This is a genomic window from Arthrobacter sp. AG258, assembly GCF_004364695.1.
Classification (GTDB): Bacteria; Actinomycetota; Actinomycetes; order Actinomycetales; family Micrococcaceae; genus Arthrobacter.
In genome coordinates this window covers 328,612-347,992 of sequence record NZ_SOBI01000004.1, presented here as the reverse complement: position 1 = coordinate 347,992, position 19,381 = coordinate 328,612, and the positions used below count along the sequence as shown (strand labels likewise).

At 65.5% G+C, this 19,381-nt stretch carries 20 protein-coding genes; 14 read left to right on the top strand and 6 right to left on the bottom strand.

The annotated features are described in order from the left end of the window. Positions 1–128 precede the first annotated feature (128 nt). Positions 129–632, bottom strand: coding sequence for a metallophosphoesterase (locus DFO47_RS10815; RefSeq protein WP_133831614.1), 504 nt, complete (start codon positions 630–632; stop codon positions 129–131). Between the two features lie 74 nt (positions 633–706). Between DFO47_RS10815 and DFO47_RS10810 the strand changes: the two genes are divergently transcribed. Both DFO47_RS10810 and DFO47_RS10805 read left to right on the top strand, forming a co-directional pair. Then, positions 707–898, top strand: a complete 192-nt coding sequence (locus DFO47_RS10810; RefSeq protein WP_018761476.1) for a DUF1918 domain-containing protein — start codon at positions 707–709, stop codon at positions 896–898. Between the two features lie 32 nt (positions 899–930). Further along, the gene (locus DFO47_RS10805; protein WP_109044516.1) at positions 931–1,446 is read left to right on the top strand and encodes an NUDIX hydrolase; all 516 of its coding nucleotides are present in this window, start codon (positions 931–933) and stop codon (positions 1,444–1,446) included. A gap of 21 nt (positions 1,447–1,467) precedes the next feature. On the opposite strand, the gene DFO47_RS10800 is transcribed toward DFO47_RS10805, so the two are convergent. Continuing rightward, positions 1,468–2,145: an endonuclease/exonuclease/phosphatase family protein gene (locus DFO47_RS10800; protein WP_018761474.1), complete on the bottom strand. Its 678-nt coding sequence runs from the start codon at positions 2,143–2,145 to the stop codon at positions 1,468–1,470. Positions 2,146–2,302: 157 nt separating this feature from the next. Here DFO47_RS10800 and DFO47_RS10795 point away from each other — a divergent pair, with 157 nt between their 5' ends. The 4 genes from DFO47_RS10795 (at position 2,303) to DFO47_RS10780 (ending at position 6,301) form a co-directional block, all read left to right on the top strand. Continuing rightward, the gene (locus DFO47_RS10795) at positions 2,303–3,106 is read left to right on the top strand and encodes a thioesterase family protein (protein WP_133831613.1); all 804 of its coding nucleotides are present in this window, start codon (positions 2,303–2,305) and stop codon (positions 3,104–3,106) included. Positions 3,107–3,213: 107 nt separating this feature from the next. Next, complete coding sequence (locus tag DFO47_RS10790) at positions 3,214–3,756, top strand: PadR family transcriptional regulator (RefSeq protein ID WP_018761472.1); 543 nt, start codon at positions 3,214–3,216, stop codon at positions 3,754–3,756. Positions 3,757–3,803: 47 nt separating this feature from the next. Next, positions 3,804–5,474, top strand: coding sequence for an AarF/UbiB family protein (locus DFO47_RS10785; protein WP_133831695.1), 1,671 nt, complete (start codon positions 3,804–3,806; stop codon positions 5,472–5,474). 77 nt (positions 5,475–5,551) lie between these two features. Then, the gene (locus tag DFO47_RS10780) at positions 5,552–6,301 is read left to right on the top strand and encodes a lipoate--protein ligase family protein (protein WP_133831612.1); all 750 of its coding nucleotides are present in this window, start codon (positions 5,552–5,554) and stop codon (positions 6,299–6,301) included. A gap of 43 nt (positions 6,302–6,344) precedes the next feature. Here the strand turns inward: DFO47_RS10780 and DFO47_RS10775 are convergent, their stop codons facing one another. After that, on the bottom strand, positions 6,345–6,602 hold the full coding sequence (locus DFO47_RS10775; RefSeq protein ID WP_018761469.1) for a mycoredoxin: 258 nt from the start codon (positions 6,600–6,602) through the stop codon (positions 6,345–6,347). A 131-nt stretch (positions 6,603–6,733) separates the two neighbouring features. On the opposite strand from DFO47_RS10775, the gene DFO47_RS10770 reads away from it, so the two are divergent. Then, the gene (locus DFO47_RS10770; protein ID WP_133831611.1) at positions 6,734–7,495 is read left to right on the top strand and encodes an SOS response-associated peptidase; all 762 of its coding nucleotides are present in this window, start codon (positions 6,734–6,736) and stop codon (positions 7,493–7,495) included. Positions 7,496–7,521: 26 nt separating this feature from the next. On the opposite strand, the gene DFO47_RS10765 is transcribed toward DFO47_RS10770, so the two are convergent. Further along, entirely contained in the window at positions 7,522–7,944 is a 423-nt protein-coding gene (locus DFO47_RS10765; protein ID WP_018761467.1) for a VOC family protein, read from the bottom strand. A 16-nt stretch (positions 7,945–7,960) separates the two neighbouring features. Between DFO47_RS10765 and DFO47_RS10760 the strand changes: the two genes are divergently transcribed. Then, positions 7,961–8,284 carry a chorismate mutase gene (locus DFO47_RS10760; RefSeq protein WP_109044521.1) on the top strand — a complete coding sequence of 108 codons (324 nt, stop codon included), beginning with the start codon at positions 7,961–7,963 and terminating at the stop codon, positions 8,282–8,284. Positions 8,285–8,292: 8 nt separating this feature from the next. On the opposite strand, the gene DFO47_RS10755 is transcribed toward DFO47_RS10760, so the two are convergent. Then, complete coding sequence (locus DFO47_RS10755) at positions 8,293–8,682, bottom strand: hypothetical protein (RefSeq protein ID WP_109044522.1); 390 nt, start codon at positions 8,680–8,682, stop codon at positions 8,293–8,295. A gap of 132 nt (positions 8,683–8,814) precedes the next feature. Here DFO47_RS10755 and DFO47_RS10750 point away from each other — a divergent pair, with 132 nt between their 5' ends. The 6 genes from DFO47_RS10750 to pdxS all read left to right on the top strand — a co-directional run bounded on the left by DFO47_RS10750 (position 8,815) and on the right by pdxS (position 17,045). Next, on the top strand, positions 8,815–9,138 hold the full coding sequence (locus DFO47_RS10750; RefSeq protein ID WP_133831610.1) for a DUF6504 family protein: 324 nt from the start codon (positions 8,815–8,817) through the stop codon (positions 9,136–9,138). Continuing rightward, complete coding sequence (gene dnaE / locus DFO47_RS10745) at positions 9,135–12,626, top strand: DNA polymerase III subunit alpha (RefSeq protein ID WP_133831609.1); 3,492 nt, start codon at positions 9,135–9,137, stop codon at positions 12,624–12,626. Before DFO47_RS10750 ends, dnaE begins: the two co-directional genes overlap by 4 nt. Positions 12,627–12,752: 126 nt before the next feature. Next, entirely contained in the window at positions 12,753–14,762 is a 2,010-nt protein-coding gene (thrS, locus tag DFO47_RS10740) for a threonine--tRNA ligase (protein ID WP_018761463.1), read from the top strand. An 18-nt stretch (positions 14,763–14,780) separates the two neighbouring features. Next, entirely contained in the window at positions 14,781–15,368 is a 588-nt protein-coding gene (locus tag DFO47_RS10735; protein ID WP_133831608.1) for an HIT domain-containing protein, read from the top strand. After that, complete coding sequence (gene pgsA / locus DFO47_RS10730) at positions 15,358–15,981, top strand: phosphatidylinositol phosphate synthase (protein WP_133831607.1); 624 nt, start codon at positions 15,358–15,360, stop codon at positions 15,979–15,981. The genes DFO47_RS10735 and pgsA overlap by 11 nt, the downstream gene beginning before the upstream one ends. 137 nt (positions 15,982–16,118) lie before the next feature. Continuing rightward, entirely contained in the window at positions 16,119–17,045 is a 927-nt protein-coding gene (gene pdxS, locus DFO47_RS10725; protein WP_026264497.1) for a pyridoxal 5'-phosphate synthase lyase subunit PdxS, read from the top strand. A gap of 262 nt (positions 17,046–17,307) precedes the next feature. Here the strand turns inward: pdxS and DFO47_RS10720 are convergent, their stop codons facing one another. Next, entirely contained in the window at positions 17,308–19,320 is a 2,013-nt protein-coding gene (locus tag DFO47_RS10720) for a M3 family metallopeptidase (protein WP_133831606.1), read from the bottom strand. Positions 19,321–19,381 lie beyond the last annotated feature (61 nt).

The following is a 19,381-nucleotide window of genomic DNA, read 5'->3' as shown; positions in this document are numbered from 1 at the left end:
CGGGTGGGACGCGGGCCCATTGGCGGCCCGGGACATGAAGCAGCCGGCAATTGCGGAAAGGGTAGCCAACAAAAACTAAGCTTGCTTACTGTTCCAGCCTAGGCAATTCCGGCCGCCGTGCCAAGCGCTCACCGCGGGACCTCCACCAGCCGGACCCCGGCAAGGGCGCCATCGTCGAGTACCGCCTCCATATAGGTGCAAACCGGCTGGCGCCGGCGGTCCGTAGGCGACCCGGGGTTCAGCAGCCGAAGCCCGCGCGGTGACACCGTGTCCCAGGGGATGTGGCTGTGGCCGAAGACCAGCACATCGGCGTCCGGGTACAGCGCTTCGCACCGGAGCTCGCGTCCTGTGGCCGGCCCGGTCTCATGGACCATGGCAAAGCGGACCCCATCCAGGGTGGCAGTTGCCGTTTCCGGCAGGCGCCGGCGCAGTTCGGGACCGTCGTTGTTGCCGTAGACGGCCAGCAGCCGCTTGCTCCGGCGTTCGAATTCGTCCAGCAGGGCTGCCTCCACCCAGTCGCCGGCGTGGAAAACCACATCGGCATTTTCGACGGCGGACCACACCTGCTCCGGCAGGTCCCTGGCGCGTTTTGGTACATGGGTGTCGGCGAGCAGGACGAGGTTCAGCGGCATACCGGAAATCCTGCCATGCGGCACTGTTCCGGTGCGCCCGCGGGTCGTACCCTTGGGCCGTGGAGGTGATTGCCATGGAGGCAGCCCAAGGCGACCGGATCGTGGTGCGCGGCAGGAACGTGGGGTCCGCGGACCGGCACGGGGTGATCCTGGAGGTGCGCGGCCAAGGCGGCGGCCCGCCCTACCTGGTCCGGTTCGACGACGGCCACGAAACAGTCATGTACCCGGGCGGTGATTTCGCCGTCGACCACGGGCAGGGCACCTGACGTCCCGCCGCTTCACCTGTCAAACTGGGGCAATGGACCATTACCCGCCCTCCAGCCTGTCCTCCACTCCGCCGCCGCGGACCGGCCCCCGCGATCCGGGCGACGCCTGGGTGGAAGGTGACCGCGGCCGGTTCTGGGGCAGGTTCGGAGCGGCCGGGGTCCTGGCCTGGGATCCCGCCAGGGGAGTCCTGCTGCAGCACCGCGCGGTATGGAGTCACAACGGCGGAACCTGGGGCCTGCCCGGCGGGGCCCTGCACCAGGGCGAAGAACCGGTCGACGGCGCCCTCCGGGAGGCCTACGAGGAAGCGTCGGTTCCGCCCGGCAACGTCGACGTTCTCTTTACCTCCGTGCTGGACCATGGCTACTGGTCCTACACCACCGTGGTGGTCCGTGTGCGGGAGTCCTTTGAACCGGTCATCAGCGATCCGGAGAGCATTGCCCTGCTCTGGGTTCCGGTGGCTGAAGTCCACGGCATGGAACTCCACCCCGGCTTCGCAGCAGCCTGGCCGGGCCTGATGGCACAACTGGACGCCGGGGAATCCTGGTAAACGGCGGCGTTGCAGCCGGGCCTAGTAGCCTTCGCCGTACTCGGCTGTCACCAGGATGGGCAGGTGGTCTGAATTGCCGCGCGGAAGGGTTTCCACGCTGGCGATATCCAGCCCCAGGGAGGTGGCGAAGTCGAAATGGCCCTTGAAAACCTTGTACCGGGTGTAGGTGCGCCGGTTGCTCAAGGAGAGGGCATAGCCGGAGTTCTTCATGTGCATATCCAGGTTCTTGGTGAAGAACGGATAATTGAAGTCGCCCACCATCAGCGTCATCAGGCCTTTGCCCATGCTGAGCAGTTCCGCGTGGGCCGCGTGGATCTGCTTTCGCCGCAATGAGTTCGACGCCGTCAGGGGTGCTGCGTGGAACGAGCCGATCACCAGTTCGTGTTCGGTCTGGTTGTCCATGACCCGCGTGCCGATCAGCCGCTCATGGGCCGGAGCAAGGACCCTGTCGTGCATCGATTTCTTCAACGCGAAGGACTGCGTGTCCAGGGCCGTGAACCTGCTGGTCCGGTAGTAGATGGCCAGGCCCAGCCTGTTGCCCTTGGTGGCATCCGCCAGATGGAGGGGGCCCAGGGTCTCCGGGAGGTCGCTGGAATCCACCTCCTGGAGGCACAGCGCATCGACGTCGTGATTCCGTGCCAGGGCGAGAAGTTCGCCGCTTGCGGCATGCTTGCGGAGGTTGTAGCTGATGACGCGCATGAAACACCTCTTTTGAGGGTTGCTGACAGGACCAGTTCCTGAGTGTAGTCCGCTTGGCTGTGGTACCCGCCAACATTTCGTTGCCTGCCGCGTCGCGGCGCACTCACTGGCGATAGGGTTAGTGGCAATTCACTGAACTTTGCTTAAGGGGCCAGCTTTGACTGCAGACCTGCCTGAACTCGCCGAGGGCAACTTCTACTACCAGGAACTGGGCGGGGGCCGGTTCCGGTCAACCATCCATGCCCAGGGTGCCTGGAACACCCACGAGCAGCACATGGCGCCGGCCTCGGGCCTGATGGCTGACCTCCTGGAACGGCACCAGCCGCGCGACGACATGCGGATGGCCCGGATCAGCTACGAGATCCTGGGACTGATCCCCGGTGGCGACTTCCGGATCGAGACCACCACGCTGCGGCCAGGCAGGACCATTGAACTTGTGCAGGCCGAACTGGTGGCCGGCGGCCGTACCGCCATCCGTGCCACGGCGTGGCGCATGCTGACCAGCGATACCAGCCCGGTAGCAGAGGTCGAAGACACGGCCATACCAGGCCCGGACGAATGCAAGCCGTACGATGGTTCGGCGGTCTGGCCGGGAGGCTACATCCGTTCCCTGGAAATGCGGGTGGCTGAGGGGCACCGCCCCGGCGCCGGGAAAGTGTGGCTCCGCACCGGGCACCCGCTGACCGACCGGGCCGACAGTGGCGACCTGGCGCGGCTGATGGGAATGGTGGACACGGCCAACGGAATCGCCGCCAGGGTCCCGCCCGGCAAGGACAGCTATGCCTTCCCCAACCTGGACCTGCAGATCCACATGTACCGCCGGCCGCAAGGGGAGTGGCTGGGGCTGGACAACGCCGTTTCCTTCGGCTCCGACGGGATTGGGCTCACGTCCACGGTGCTGCACGACCGGCAGGGACCTTTCGGCCGGGCGGAGCAAATCCTCACCTTGCGCAGGACCTGACGCCGCCTGGGCCTTTCCGGCCCCGGAAACCGGCCGTCCGGCTATGGTGCCGGAATGTATCGCTGAGTATCGTTGTGTATCGTTCGCGATTGACGAAGGAGTGCATCATGCGTGGTTCAAACCCTGCAGGCGGGTTCGGCGGGAACAACCTGGACGGAATGTGGCAAGCGGTCGAAGAGTTTCGCTCCAGGTTCGAGAAACGGGCTGGAACCCGGGCCGGGAAAGGCGAGGTCCGGGCGGCGATTCTGGCGCTGCTCGCTGAGCAGCCCATGCACGGTTACCAGGTCATCCACGAGATTGAGGAGCGCAGCGGCGGCAGCTGGAAGCCGAGCGCAGGGTCCGTCTACCCCACCTTGCAGCTCCTGGCAGACGAAGGGTCCATCAGGGCCGAGGAATCCAACGGCAGGAAGATCTACTCGCTGACCGATGCCGGCCGCGAAGAGGCGGCTGACTTGCACGGGTCCGCGCCCTGGGATCCCGCGGCCGCCACCTTCGGAACCGGCGGCGCCTCCCTTCCGAAGGCCGGGATTGAGCTGGCCCAGGCCGCGGCGCAGGTGGGCAGGACCGGTTCACCGGACCAGGTGCAGCAGGCAGTGGCGGTGCTCGACGAGGCCCGCCGGCGGCTGTACGCCATCCTCGCGCAGGACTGACCCGGGTGGCGCTGACCGTACGGGACCGGGCCGACCCGGCGTCGCCCATGCGGGAACACCGCGGCCGGTACCGGCGGATCCTCCGGTTTGCCGCCTGGCATCTTGCCACCACGTGGTGGTTCGAACTGCTGCTGCCCAGGGTGGGGCTGGGCAGCATCTCCACGCGGACACGGTCCCGACGGATGCAGAACTTTGCCCGCCGGTTCCACGACCTGGCCATCGACCTCGGCGGCCTGATGATCAAGGTGGGGCAATTCCTGTCCTCCCGGCTCGACGTCCTCCCGCCCGAAATCACCAAAGAACTCGAAGGGCTTCAGGACGAGGTGCCGCCCGTGGCCTTCCCGCTGATCGCCGCCCTGGCAGAGCGTGAACTGGGTGCCCCCGTGGGCCGGGTCTACGCCAGCGTGGACGAATCCGCGATTGCGGCCGCCTCCCTGGGCCAGGCCCACCGCGCCCGCCTGAATCTCCTGGACGCCGAAGATACGGGCCTGGACGCCGTCGTCATGAAGGTACAGCGTCCGGGCATCGGCGCGATCGTCGACGTCGACCTCGCCGCCCTTCGGAAGGTGGCCGGCTGGCTCAGCCATGTCCGCCTCGTCTCCCGCCGCGCGGACATGCCGGCGCTGGTGGAGGAATTCGCCCAGATCAGCCTGCAGGAGATTGACTACCTGCACGAGGCCGTCAACGCCGAACGCTTCGCCGCAGACTTTGCCGGCGACGCCAGGGTAGCAGTGCCGGAAGTCGTCTGGGAGCGCACCACCCGCCGCGTACTCACGCTCGAGGACGTCACGGCCATCAAAATCACCGATGCGGGAGCGCTCCGGACCGCCGGCATCGATCCCGCCGCGGTGGCCCCCGTTTTCGCGTCCATCATGTTCGACCAGCTCTTCACCAACGGGTTCTTCCATGCCGACCCGCATCCGGGCAACATCTTCGTCACGCCTGTCCCTGCAGGGACGGGGGGACCTGGCTGGAAGCTGACGTTCATCGACTTCGGCATGATGGGGGAGGTCACGGCTTCCACGCGCAGCGGCCTGCGGAAGCTCCTGATCGCTGCAGCCGCGCGCGACGGCAAGGGACTCGTGGCGGCGATCAACGACGTCGGCGTGCTGATGCCGTCGGCGGACAGCGCAGGACTGGAACGGGCCATGACCCAGCTTTTCGCCCGCTTCGGCGGCATGGGCTTTGCCGAACTCCGCGAGGTGGACCCCCGCGAGTTCCGCGACTTCGCGGTGGAATTCGGTGACGTGGTCCGCTCGCTGCCATTCCAGCTGCCGGAGAACTTCCTCCTGATCATCCGCGCCATGTCCCTGACGTCAGGGGTATGCAGCGCCCTGGATGAGCGCTTCAACCTCTGGGACTCCGTGGAACCCTACGCCGCGCAGCTGCTGCGGAACGAACGCGGCAACGTGGTCCAGGACGTGGCCCGGCAGGCCCTCGATGCCGCCGCTAACGCCTTCCGCCTGCCCGGCAGGCTGGACGCCCTGGCCGGCCGGCTCGAGGAAGGATCGCTTGAGGTCGCAGTCCCGCGGCTGGAGCGGCAGGCTGCCCGGCTGGAAAGGGCGGCGCGGCGCTCCGGTTCGGCCCTGGTGTTCGGTGCGCTGCTGGTGGCGGGCACCATCGTCCGCTCTGACGACCTGGTATTCGGCAACGTCCTGATGGCCGTTTCTGCGGTTCCCCTGCTGCACGCACTGTGGGCAGGGCGCCGGGGCCGTTAAAGCCCGTGCCGTCGTCGGGCGTAACCTAGGGGAGGCCCGTCCGCCGGCGGCCATCGACCCCAGGGAGTTCAGCAACAATGCACCACACCGGTACCGACGCCCGCCCGCTGACTGTGGTGCGGCAGGACGTGTCCCTCGGCGCGGGACGTGACCTCGAATTCGGGCTGGAGCTGCTGGCCAGGGCCAGGTCAGGCAGCCTCGGTCCCACCCTGCGCCTGTACCGGCCCGCTCCCACCGTCGCCTTCGGGCAACGGGACACCCGGTTGCCCGGATTTGATGCGGCCGCACGGGCCTGCCTGGCCAACGGATTTGAGCCCTTGGTCCGCAGGGCCGGGGGACGGGCCGCCGCCTACCACCAAGGGACCTTGGTGGTGGACCACATCGAACCGGACGCCGACGCAGTAGCCGGATCCAAAGCCCGGTTCGCCTATTTCGGTGAGCTCTTTGCCCAGGCCCTGCGAAGCGTCGGGGTCCAGGCCGCGGTAGGGGAAATTCCCGGCGAATACTGCCCCGGCGAGTTCAGTGTGCACGGAACCGATGCGGCCGACAGCTCCCGCCGCGTGAAGCTGGTCGGCACCGCCCAACGGGTGGTTTCCGGTGGCTGGCTGTTCAGCTCGGTGATTGTGGTGGAGGATTCAGGCCCGATCCGGAAGGTGCTCACGGACAGCTATGCCGCCCTCGGCCTGGACTGGGACCCGTCCACGGCCGGCGCCGCCGACGACCTGCTACCCGGGCTGGATGTGGCGGCCGTGGAACATGCCCTCCTGGAAACGTATGCGGGCCACGCCACCCTGGAAACTGCTTCCTTCAGCAGCCTGGGGGCGTGACCCGCATCAGTTCTTCGGCGCGAAGCCGGCTGTCTCCTGCCGCTTAGGCAGCGAGCCTGCTTTGGACCTCAGCAGCTGACGGGTTGGTGGCAGCGGAGCCGTCCGGGAACAGGACGGTGGGAACGGTGCGGTTGCCGCCATTCAGTTTCTCCACGAGTTCGGCGGTGCCGTCCACCTCTTCGATGTTGATTTCCGTGTAGCCGATGCCCTTTGCGTCCAGCTGCTTCTTCAGCCGGTTGCAGTAGCCGCACCAAGTAGTGGAAAACATGGTGATGGTGCCGGATTCGGGAGTGAAGTCCACGCGGATCTCCTAAACGTCGCTTGAAAGGTTTCCTTACGGTCAACGGTAGCGTGGCCGCCGGTATTCCCGGACTTTCCGGGGCGGCGGGGCGGCTGCATGACAGTATGTGGCGACGGTGGCATGCTGGTCCCATGTGTGGACGCTACGTAATGGCACGCGCCGTGGGGGACCTGCTGGCCGAGTTCGACGCCGAGTTGGAGGAGGAGGTCAGCATCCCGCCGTCGTGGAACGTAGCGCCAACGGACGCCGTCCCCATCGTCCTGGAGCGGCTGGTGGGGGATGCTGCAGGGGCCCGGCAGGTACGGCAGTTGCATGTGGCCCGCTGGGGCCTGGTCCCGTCCTGGGCCAAGGATCCCGGGATCGGGTCGCGCATGATCAACGCCCGCAGCGAATCGGTGCTGGAGAAGCCTGCGTTCAGGAAGGCCGTGAAGTCACGCCGCTGCGCCGTCCCCGCCGACGGGTACTACGAATGGAAGCAAGGGCCCGGGAAGTCCAAGCAGCCCTATTATGTGCACCCCGGTGAGGACCACGGGCTGGTATTCGCCGGCCTTTACGAGTGGTGGAAGGACCCGTCCATTCCGGAAGGGGAACCAGGGCGCTGGCTGCTGTCCACTTCCATCCTCACGGCGGACACCCCACCGCCCGGGACTGAATCCACCATCTTCGGGAAGCTGACGGAACTGCACGACCGCGTGCCCCTGCCCATGGACAAGGCCACCACGCAGGCTTGGCTGGACCCGCAGGCTGACGACGCAGCCGCTCTTGTGGACCTGGTGCGGGCCGGGGTCAAGGAAGCTGCCGCCGACTGGCACGTGGAATCCGTGGGCAAGGACGTGGGGAACGTCCGCAACAACGGACCGGACCTGATCCGCCCTGTGGAGGCACTGTTCTAGCAGTCCCTGCCAGGGTGCGGACGCCGTCACACGGTGACCGTGCCGGCGTCGTCCACGGTCCACGTGGGGTTGTAGGCGACTTCCCAGCGGAAGCCGTCAGGATCCGCGAAGTACCCCGTGTAGCCGCCCCAGGGCTGGGTAACGGGTTCGGCGATGATGGCTGCCCCCGCCGCTGCGGCCTCTTCCATGACCCGGTCCACGTCCCCGGCGCTGGCGAGGTTATGGCTGAGGGTGATGCAGGGAACCCCGTCCGGCGGGCTGACGCCTGCCTCCGCCTGCATCTGCCGGGCGTCCCAGAGGGAGAGCACCAGCCCGTGGTTCACCTGGATGAACAGCACCTCCCCGGCAACCTCGCGGTGGACCGGCCAGCCGAGGCCGTCGATGTAGAAGGCCCGCGACCGGTCAACGCTGCGGACGCCGAGGGAGATAAAGTCGACTCTTGGCTCCATGCTTCGATACTGTCAGATGATGGCGACAATTCAAGGAAACGATCGGGATGCCCAGGCCGACAAGGAACAGCTCGCAGCTGTCCGGGTTGCCGTCGATGAGGTGGATGACCAGATTGTCACCCTCATCGCCCGCCGCGAGCGGCTGATCCGGATCGCCGGCACCCTGAAAGGCGACGACGCCGAGGTGCGGGCCCCCGGCCGGGTGGAGCGGATCATCGAGCACGTCCGGGCCGCGGCAGAGAAAAAAGACATTGACCCGGACATCGTCGAGTCAACCTACCGGGCCATGATCTCCGCGTTCATTGAACTCGAACTGAAGATCCATAAGGAAAACAGCTAAGGAAACCCCTACAGGGCTTCCTCCACCGGAACCCCATGCTGGAACTCCCGACCGTCCGCCTCGCTGAAGGCTGACAGGACGTGTCCTTTCCCGAGCCCGTTCAAGGCCGTGGCGGGAAAGCTCCCGGTAATGGTGTTTTCCGAGTGGGATACGCCGGACAGGTCGTAGTCTTCTTCGATTCCCTGGTCCCGGTTGAACGCGTAGCAGGCAATGGCCTCCCCGTTCATGAATTCAATGCACAGCCGCCGCTGCGTTGAATAGTCCGGCGTGGCTCCCATCAAGCCCACCACGTAGGCGCCGGACTCCGGAATGGCGCCATCGATATCGAACGTGGCCACCAGGGTGGAGTCCTGGGTCTTGATGCTTGCCTGCTTCAGGAGTGCGTCATCGGTACTCATGCCATCATCCTGCTCCCTGCCGCACGGTCCGTCCACCCCCGCCTATGTTTTGCCGGCTCCCCGGCGTAGACTTGATTTATTCGAACACATATTCGAATGGAGCATTTGGGAAGAACCGTCCGGGAGGCGCGCATGGGCATGTTCAGCGAGTCCATAGACGTGGCATGTTCCCCCTCCGGGCAGCCTGAATCGTTAACGTGGGCAGGCAGGGACTATCTCGTCTGCGCCGAGCCCGCCCGGTGGTATGAACGCCGCCAGTGGTGGGCTGAAGACGCCAGGGCTCCCCTGGGGAGCGGCCCTGGCGTGGTGGACCACGAAATCTGGCGAATCCAGGTGCTTCCCGCTGCTGGGAACAATGCTTCAGAACCCCTGACCCTCGACCTCACCCGGCATGTTGGCAGCGGCCGGTGGCGGCTGCTGCGGATCCATGACGCCCTTCGCCCCAGAACAGCATGAGCTTCACCCACCTTCACGTTTCCACAGCATTCAGCGCCCATTACGGCGTCTCCTGGCCGGAGGAACTTGCACAGGCCGCCGCTAGGGACGGCGCCACTGCCCTGGCCTGCACCGACCGGGACGGCCTGTATGGCACCATCAAGCACCTCAAAGCCTGCATGGCTGCAGGCATCGACCCCATCGTGGGGGTGGACCTTGCGGTCTTCGACGACGACGGGGACCACCGCACGCAGGTAGCCGGGCGGGTGGTGGTGCTCGCCCGCGGGCACAACAATGGCGCGGGTTACCGTGCTCTATGCCGGCTGGTTTCCGATGCCCACGCCCGGACCTCCGGGAAGGCCGGGGGAACAGTGCCGGTAGCGGTCACCCGCGCCGAATTGGCCTCCCGGACCCTCGACCCGGCAACGCTCAAACCGGTGCTGACCGTGCTGATTGGACCGGATTCCGACGTCGGCAAGGCCATGGGAGGCAGGCGGTACCTCCGTCCCCGAACCCTTTTCAAACAATGGCTGGATGCCATGCCCGCGGGAACCGTCGTTGCAGAAATCGTCTCCCAGCTCAGCGCGCCCGGCTTCCCCCTCAGCACTGCCCATGCAGTCCGCATGCTCCGGCTCGCCGAAGAACACCACGTCCCCGCCATCCTCAGCAACGCGGTGCGGTATTGCGCTGCGGACGGGGCGCCAACCGCGGATGTCCTTGACTCTGCCCGGACGTTGAAGTCCCTGCCGGAGCTGGCAGGGGAACCGCTGCTCCAGCCCACAGGCCAGGGGTGGCTGAAAACCGCGGAACAGATGCACGGCCTGGGCAAGGAAATCATTACCGCAGCAGGGTATGGGGCCGCTGACCTCAAGCAACTGATGGCCCAAACCGAGGCGCTCGCCGACCTCTGCCGGATGGACCCCACCTCGGACATGGGATGGAAGCAGCCTGTGGTGCCGGAGGCATCAGTCATTGGAATTACCCGGGATCCGCATATGGAACTCATCCAGCGGTGCCATGCCGGAATTGGCAGGCGGTTCCCGGGGATCGGCGGACACGACGAAAAAACGATGCTGGCTCGGCTTGAGCATGAGCTGGGGATCATCCGGAACCTGGGGTTCTCGTCCTACTTCCTGACTGTGGCAGAGGTATCCCGGATGATCCAGGACATGGGAGTCAGGGCGGCAGCCCGTGGGTCCGGGGCGTCCAGCCTGGTCAATTATTTGATCGAGGTAAGCCACGTAAATCCGCTGCAGCACGATCTCATCTTTGAACGGTTCCTCTCCAACGACCGTGCCACCCTGCCGGACATCGACATCGACGTTGAAAGCGCTGAACGCCACAACGTCTACCGCCAAATCTTCGAACGCTTCGGCTCAGAGCGCGTCACCCTGATGAGCATGCAAAACGGCTACCGGGCCCGCGGGGCAGTGCGCGACGCCGGGATGGCGTTGGGGATGGACGATGACGAGGTGGGGGAAATTGCCAAGCAGTTGTGGCGGTTCTCGGCCAGGAAATTCCGCGAAGCGCTGCAGGAAAAACCCGAACTCAAGGCGTTCGCCGGCCGGGTGGAGCACAAAGACGCCGACGGAAACCAGCAGCTGGACCTTCTGGTCGACCTGACGGAGCGGCTGGACCGGCTGCCCCGGCATATCTCGATGCACCCCTGCGGCGTCATCCTGGGAGACGCCACGCTCCTGGACCGCACCCCTGTCCAGCCCAGCGGCCTGGGCCTGCCCATGAGCCAGTTCGATAAACACGACATGGACCCCATGGGAATGCTCAAACTCGATGTCCTCGGCGTCAGGATGCAGAGCGCCATGGCTTTCGCGGTCCGGGAAGTGATCCGCCTGCACCCTTCCAAGGCCGAGGTGGTGGCTGCTGGCCGCCACCCGGCAGGTCCGGATGGCAGGGGACCTGACTACATCGCCGCTGACGGCCGGATCGACCTCAACGCCGTCCCCCTCGATGACGAACCGACCTATGAGCTGATCCGCAGCACCCACACCCTCGGGTGTTTCCAGATCGAATCCCCGGGCCAGCGGGAACTGATTGGAAAGCTGGCACCCCGGGAGTTCAACGACCTCATTATCGACATCTCCTTGTTCCGGCCGGGACCCATGAAATCGGACATGGTCCGTCCCTTCCTGGAACACCGCCATGGGTTCGCCCCGGAGGTGTATCCGCACCCGGACCTCAAGCCCGTTCTCCAGGAAACCCATGGAGTGACGGTCTTCCATGAGCAGATCCTCAAGACGTTCAATGTCATGACCGGTTGTGGGCTGGCCCGCGCGGACGAATTCAGGCGCGCCTTGGGCAACGAAGCGCTGGAGACTGCGGTGGAGGAATTCTTCCGCCGCGAAGCCCGTGCCCGCAATTACGCTCCTGACGTGGTGGACAAGGTCTGGGGAACCCTCAAGGCCTTTGGCAGCTTTGGTTTCTGCAAGGCCCACGGTGCCGCTTTTGCCGTGCCCACCTACCAGTCTGCCTGGCTCAAGGCCCACCATCCGGAAGCGTTCCTCGCCGGGCTCTGGGAGCATGACCCGGGAATGTATCCCAAGCGGCTGCTGGTAGCCGAAGCCCGGCGTCTTGGCATCCCCATCCTGCCCCTGGACATCAACCGCAGCCAGGCGGAGTACCGGGTGGAACGGGTGGAGGAAGGCAAGGACCAGGGAAAATTGGGTATCCGATTGAGCCTGAACGGTATTTACGGGCTCTCAGCGACGGAATTGAAGCGGATTGTCGCCGGACAGCCCTACGACTCTTTGGCGGACCTCAGGGCGCGCTCGCGGCTCAGCAAGCCCAGCATCCGGCGCCTGGCGCAGCTGGGCGCCTTCGATTCACTGCACCGTGAAGCGGGAGGCCACGCAAACCGGGCCGATCTTGTGCAACACCTCCAACAACTCCAAGCAGGCAAAGGGGCACGGAAGGGAGTTGAAGTCCTTGAAGGGCAACTTTCCCTGCCCTTGGGGGATGTTGAACTGCGAAATATCAAACCCGGACTCCCGGCACCCACCCTGGTGGAGAATGTCAGGGCCGAACTCGATCTCATGGCCGTCGATGTCAGCAGCCACCTGATGGACAGCCACCGGCCGTTACTGGACAAGCTTGGCGTCACCACTGCTGACTCACTCCTCAGCCTGCGCAACGGCACCGAGGTCCTGGTGGCCGGTGTGCGGGTGGCCACCCAGACCCCTCCCATGCGCGGCGGAAGGCGGGTTGTGTTCATCAGCATCGACGACGGTACAGGCTGCGTGGACTCAGTCTTCTTCCATGAGGCCCAGGAGAGTGCAGGGCCCCTCCTTTTTGGCACCCGTTTGCTGTTGATCCGGGGCACCACCAGAAGGACCGGACCCCGGGGCATCAGCCTGAGCGCGAGCATGGCCTGGGACCTGGCCAGGACCGCGACTTTGCCGTTCCCGGAATCAACACCGCATCCGGACTCTGACGGTCCACATCCCCTTGACGGCATCAGCAGGGCACTGGCCATCACCGGTTTCAGCGGCTGAACCAAGCCCCGGGCACCACCTGCCGCGTTGGTCGGCCCCAGTCGGAACCGATAGCATTGACGATGGCTGGCTGTGGTCCCCGTATGCCACAAGCTATGAAGCCTGAACTTTGAATAGGAGACACCCGTGTCAGATGCCCAGCAGATCACCCTTCTCGTCGATGGCGAAGAGACCAAGGTGACTACCGGGACAACCGGTGCGGAACTCTTCTTTGAGCGCCGTGACGTTGTTGTAGCCCGCGTCAACGGCGAATTGAAGGACCTTGACCAGGAACTTCCCGAGGGCGCCGAAGTGGAGGGCGTCACCATCGATTCCCCCGACGGCCTGAACGTCCTGCGCCACTCCACTGCCCACGTGATGGCGCAGGCAGTGCAGCAGCTGCGTCCCGACGCCAAGCTTGGCATCGGCCCCTACATCACCGACGGTTTCTACTTCGATTTCGACGTGGCCGAGCCTTTCACCCCTGAGGACCTCAAGACCCTCGAAAAGATGATGCTCAAAATCGTCAACCAGAACCAGAAATTCGTCCGCCGCGTGGTCAGCGAGGACGAGGCCCGCGAGGCCATGAAGGACGAGCCCTACAAGCTTGAACTGCTGGGCAAGAAGGACGGCGCTGCCGAGGCCGGCGAGGGCGTTAACGTCGAGGTCGGCGCCGGTGACATCACCATTTACGACAACGTGGAGCGCAAGGAAGGCACCACTGTCTGGTGCGACCTCTGCCGTGGCCCGCACCTGCCCAACACCAAGCTCATCTCCAACGCCTTCGCGCTGACCCGGTCCTCGTCTGCCTACTGGCTGGGCAACCAGAAGAACCAGCAGCTGCAGCGCATCTATGGAACCGCCTGGCCCACCAAGGACGCGCTGAAGGCCTACCAGGAGCGCATTGCCGAGGCCGAGCGCCGCGACCACCGCAAGCTCGGCTCCGAACTTGACCTCTTCTCCTTCCCGGACGAGCTTGGCTCCGGCCTGCCGGTGTTCCACCCCAAGGGCGGCATTATCCGCAAGGAGATGGAGGATTACTCCCGCCAGCGCCACGTCGAGGCCGGCTACGAGTTCGTCTACACCCCGCACATCACCAAGGGCCACCTGTACGAAGTCTCCGGGCACCTGGACTGGTACAAGGACGGCATGTTCCCCGCCATGCACGTGGACGCCGAACTCAATGAGGACGGCACCGTGCGCAAGCCCGGCCAGGATTACTACCTGAAGCCGATGAACTGCCCCATGCACAACCTCATCTTCCGCGCCCGCGGCCGGTCCTACCGCGAACTGCCCCTCCGACTGTTCGAATTCGGTTCGGTGTACCGGTACGAGAAGTCCGGCGTGGTGCATGGCCTGACCCGCGTCCGTGGCATGACACAGGACGACGCCCACATCTATTGCACCCGCGAGCAGATGAAGGACGAGCTCACCAAGACCCTGACCTTCGTCCTGGACCTGCTCAAGGACTACGGACTGAACGACTTCTACCTGGAACTGTCCACCAAGGACCCGGAGAAGTACGTGGGCGACGACGCCACCTGGGAGGAAGCCACCAGGACCCTCGCCGAGGTGGCACAGGAGTCCGGGCTGGAACTGGTGCCGGACCCGGGCGGAGCCGCGTTCTACGGACCCAAGATCTCCGTGCAGGCCAAGGACGCGCTCGGCCGGACCTGGCAGATGTCCACCATCCAGTTGGACTTCAACCTGCCCGAACGGTTCGAACTCGAGTTCCAGGCCGCGGACGGAACCCGCCAGCGCCCCGTGATGATCCACCGTGCGCTGTTTGGATCCGTGGAGCGCTTCATGGGCGTCCTGACCGAGCACTACGCCGGCGCGTTCCCCGCCTGGCTGGCCCCGGTCCAGGTGGTGGGCATCCCCGTGGCGGAGGCCTTCAACGAGTACATGTTCGACGTCGTCGACGAGCTTAAAGCGGCGGGAATCCGCGCCGAGGTGGACACCTCCTCGGACCGGTTCCCCAAGAAGATCCGCACTGCCAGCAAGGACAAGATTCCGTTCGTGCTCATCGCCGGCGGCGACGACGCGGAGGCAGGAGCCGTGTCCTTCCGCTTCCGCGACGGCAGCCAGGACAACGGCGTGCCCGTGGCCGAAGCGGTCAAGCGGATCACCGAAGCCGTCCGCAACCGGACCAGCTAGCCGAACGGAAGCAGCAGAGTGCAGGAGAACACAGGCGCAGGGTATCCGGGTGATGCCGGCGTTACCGACGATTTCGACCTCGCCGGTGTCCCGGACGCCTTCCAGCGCCTGTGGACTCCGCACCGCATGGCCTACATCAAGGGCGGCCAGCACCAGTTCAAGAACGAAGACGATTGCCCCTTCTGCACAGGGCCCGCCCGCTCAGACGAAGAAGCGCTGATCGTCTACCGGGGCAGGACCTGTTACGTGGTGCTGAACCTGTTTCCCTACAACCCCGGCCACCTTCTGGTGTGCCCCTACCGGCATATCCCGGACTACACGGACCTGACCCGTGAGGAAACCGCCGAATTCGCCGAGCTCACCCAGACGGCCATGCGGGTCCTGCGCAAAGTATCCAATCCAGGGGGCTTCAACCTTGGCATGAACCAGGGCGTTGTCGGCGGAGCAGGCATTTCCGCCCACCTGCACCAGCACATCGTTCCGCGCTGGGGCGGGGACGGCAACTTCTTCCCGATCATTGCCCAGACCAAGGCCATCACCCAGACCCTCGACGAGGTCCGTCAACAAGTGGCCCAGGCCTGGCCCGGGGAGTCGGATGCTGAATAGGCACGCCCGCGGATTCTTCACCGCACTGTTCACCCCGCTGGCCCGTTGGCTGCTTCGGATGGGCGTGTCCCCGGACGCGGTCACTATTGCGGGAACCCTCGGCGTGGCCGTGGGGGCTTTGGTGTTCTACCCGCTGGGCCAGCTCTTCTGGGGAACGCTTTTTATCACGGCCTTCATCTTTTCCGACGTCCTGGACGGCATCATGGCCCGGATGCAGGATGTGAAGAGCCGCTGGGGCAACTTCCTTGACTCTACCCTGGACCGGGTCGCCGATGGCGCGCTCTTTGCCGGGGTAGCCGTCTGGTTCTACACCGGCGGCAGCAATGTCATCATCGCCACGGCAGCTTTGGTTTGCCTTGTCCTGGGCATGGTTGTCTCGTACGCCCGGGCCAAGGCCGAGTCGTTGGGGTTCACCGCCAATGTGGGGATCGCGGAGCGGGCCGAACGCCTGGTATCTGTCCTGGTGGTCACCGGCCTCACGGGGTTGGGCCTGCCCTCGGTGGTGCTCCTGGCAACACTGGTCCTCTTGGCGGCGGCCAGCCTTGTGACGGTGGTCCAGCGCATCACTTCCGTGCGCCGGCAGGCCTTGGCGGAGCCCACGCCTGCGGATTAGACATGATTAAGCCTGCCGTGCGGCGGGGGACTAGTATATAAGTGCCCGGTCAAGCGACCCGGCAATCCGTGCGTGCACCTCCGGCAGCTGCCGCCGCATGCCCGGCGAAGATCATCTGTCTACCCATAGGGGTTTTTGTGTCTACACCTGATGTAAGCAACGAGGCCGGTTCGTCCGCGAACAGCGTCACGGGCAGCAGCCGCGTGAAGCGCGGCATGGCCGAGATGCTCAAGGGCGGCGTCATCATGGACGTCGTCAACGTCGAGCAGGCCCGCATCGCCGAAGACGCCGGTGCCGTGGCAGTCATGGCGCTGGAGCGTGTTCCGGCCGATATCCGCGCCCAGGGCGGCGTGTCCCGCATGTCCGATCCCGACATGATCGACCAGATCATTGACGCCGTGTCCATCCCGGTCATGGCCAAGGCCCGCATCGGCCACTTCGTCGAGGCCCAGGTCCTGCAGTCCCTCGGTGTGGACTACATCGACGAGTCCGAGGTCCTGACCCCGGCCGATTACGTCAACCACATCGACAAGTGGAACTTCAAGGTTCCCTTCGTCTGCGGTGCCACCAACCTGGGTGAGGCCCTGCGCCGCATCAACGAGGGCGCGGCCATGATCCGCTCCAAGGGCGAGGCCGGCACCGGCGATGTCTCCAACGCCACCGGCCACATGCGCAAGATCCGGTCGGAGATCGCTAAGCTCGCCGCCCTGCCCGAAGACGAGCTCTACGTCGCGGCCAAGGAACTGCAGGCACCGTACGAACTGGTCAAGGAAGTTGCCGCTGCCGGCAAGCTGCCCGTCGTGCTGTTCACCGCCGGCGGCATCGCCACCCCGGCTGACGCCGCCATGATGATGCAGCTCGGCGCCGACGGCGTGTTCGTCGGCTCCGGCATCTTCAAGTCCGGCAACCCGGCCCAGCGCGCCGCCGCCGTCGTCAAGGCCACCACCTTCTTCGATGACCCCGACGTCATCGCCAAGGCCTCCCGCGGCCTGGGCGAAGCCATGGTGGGCATCAACGTCGACGAGATCCCGCAGCCGCACCGCCTCGCCGAGCGCGGCTGGTAAGTCGCTTCCGCGCCCGGTGGGCGCTGATCCTCGGCGTGCTATTCCCCGCCTTCCGCTGCCGCCATTTTTGGTGGTGGCTGGGGGCGGGGCCCCTTTTACGCACGCTGCCGGATCAGCACCCACCGTCGTGCTTTTCTTTATAGTACGACGCCGGTTCCTCACCTCTCTTGGTGGGGGACCGGCGTCGTTCTTTTGCATCGATTGCTCCGTACTTGTCGTTTTGGGGGCTCTAAACGACGCTTACTGGGCAATCGATGCGGCGTTACTCCAGGCCGCGGCGCTTGAGCAGCGGGTCGAGCCGGGCGTCCCGGCCGCGGAAGGCCCGGAAGGACTCCAGCGGGTCGCGGCTGTTGCCGCGGGAGAGCAGTTCGGTGCGGAAGAAGTCCCCGTTGGCCCGGGACAGGCCGCCGTTCTCCTTAAACCACTCGACGGTCTCGGCGTCGAGCACCTCGCTCCAGATGTAGGAGTAATAACCTGCCGCGTAGCCCGCCCCCGCGAAGATGTGCTGGAAGTACCCGGTCCGGTACCGCGGCGGAATCAGGCGGTGCCCGACTCCGGCCGCTGCAAGGGCCTTCGCCTCAAAGGCCAGTGCGTCATCAGGGATATCTCCCGGCTCCAGCACGTGCCAGGCGAGGTCGAGAAGTGCCGCGCCGAGGTACTCGGTGGTGGCGAAACCTTCTCCCCACAACCGCGATTCTTCCAGCCGCTCCACGACGGCCCGGGGCAACGGCTCCCCGGTGACGTGATGGCGGGCGTAGTTGGACAGCACCTCGGGCCACATGATCCACATTTCGTTGACCTGGGATGGGTACTCAACGAAATCCCGCGGCACGGACGTCCCGGCGAAGCGCGGATAGGTGACCGCTGACAACAGGCCATGGAGTGCGTGGCCGAATTCGTGGAACAAGGTGCGCAGCTCATCCAGGGTCAACAGCGTGGGTTCACCAGCCGCAGGTTTGGAAATATTGAGGGTGTTGATCACCACGGGCCTGGTCTCCAGCAGCGCTGACTGTTCAACGAGCGAGTTCATCCATGCCCCGCCGCGCTTGGTTTCGCGGGCGTAGTAGTCACCGAGGAACAGGCCCAGGCCGGCGCCGTCTTCATCGCGGACCTCCCAGATCCGTACGTCCGGGTGGTAGCCCTGGAGGTCGGTCCGCTCGTGGAACGTGATCCCGTACAGTGCTGTGGCGGCGAAGAAGACGCCGTCCGTGATGGCCCGGTCCAGTTCGAAGTACGGGCGGAGGGCTTGTTCGTCGACGTCGTACTTGTCCCGCCGCACCATGGCCGAATAGAAAGCCCAGTCCCAGGGTTCCAGGGGGTGGCCGGCAATTTCCGCCAGGGCTGCCGCCTCGGCGTCGGCATTGCGGACGGCAGCCGGGGCCATCCGGTTGAGCATGGTGTGGACCGCCTGGAAGTCAGGCGCCGTCTGCCGGTCCGCCACGAGCTCGGCGTAATTGGCGAAGCCCAACAGCCGGGCTTTCTCGGCCCGCAGGCCGGCCGTGGACCGGGCCAGGTCCAGGACGTCGAGGCTGCTGCCATCGCTTCCCCGCGCCACCGATGCTTCGAACAGGCGGCGCCGGACGTCCCGGTCCTGCAGCGCCGCCAGGGCCGGCTGGTTGCCGGGCTGGATGAGGGTGAGCAGGAATCCGCTGTCGTGGCCGGCAGCCCGGGCCGCCTCCGCAGCGCTGGCGACGTCGTCCGCGGGCAGCCCCGCGAGCTCGGCGGCATCGTCCAGGAGCAGCGACGCGGACTTCATGCCCTCCTTGACGCGCTGCCCGAATTCGGTGCCCAGCTGGGCCAGCTCGGCGTTGATGGCCCGCAGGCGTTCCTGGCCGGCGTCGTCCAGCTGGATGCCGGACTGGCGGAACTCCTTGAGGTATTCCTCCACCAGCCGGCCTGATTCGGCGTCGAGGCGGTCGGTGTCGATCGCGGAAAACCTGTCGAACAAGGCCCGATTGAGATATATCTCGTCCTGGTGGGCTGACAGGAGCGGCGACAGTTCCGTTTCCAGTTCCCTGATCCGCGGCGAGGCGTCGGCGGAAACCAGCGTGAAGAAGGCAGCTGCCGCCCGGTTCAGCAGTTGCCCCGAGCGCTCCATGGCAAGTGCAGTATTTTCGAAGGTCGGGGGCTCTTCAGAGTCTGTGATGGCCTTGATCTCGCGCACGTGTTCCGCCAACCCTGCCCTGACGGCCTCCCCGTAGTGCTCAGCGGTGAGGAGTGCAAAGGGCGGCAGGCCATACGGCAAGGGACTCGGGGTCAGCAGCGGGTTCGTCATGGGGTAAACCTTTCACAGCAGGCCACGCTTCTCAATTATCCGAAAAGGCGGCTGCGGCGCG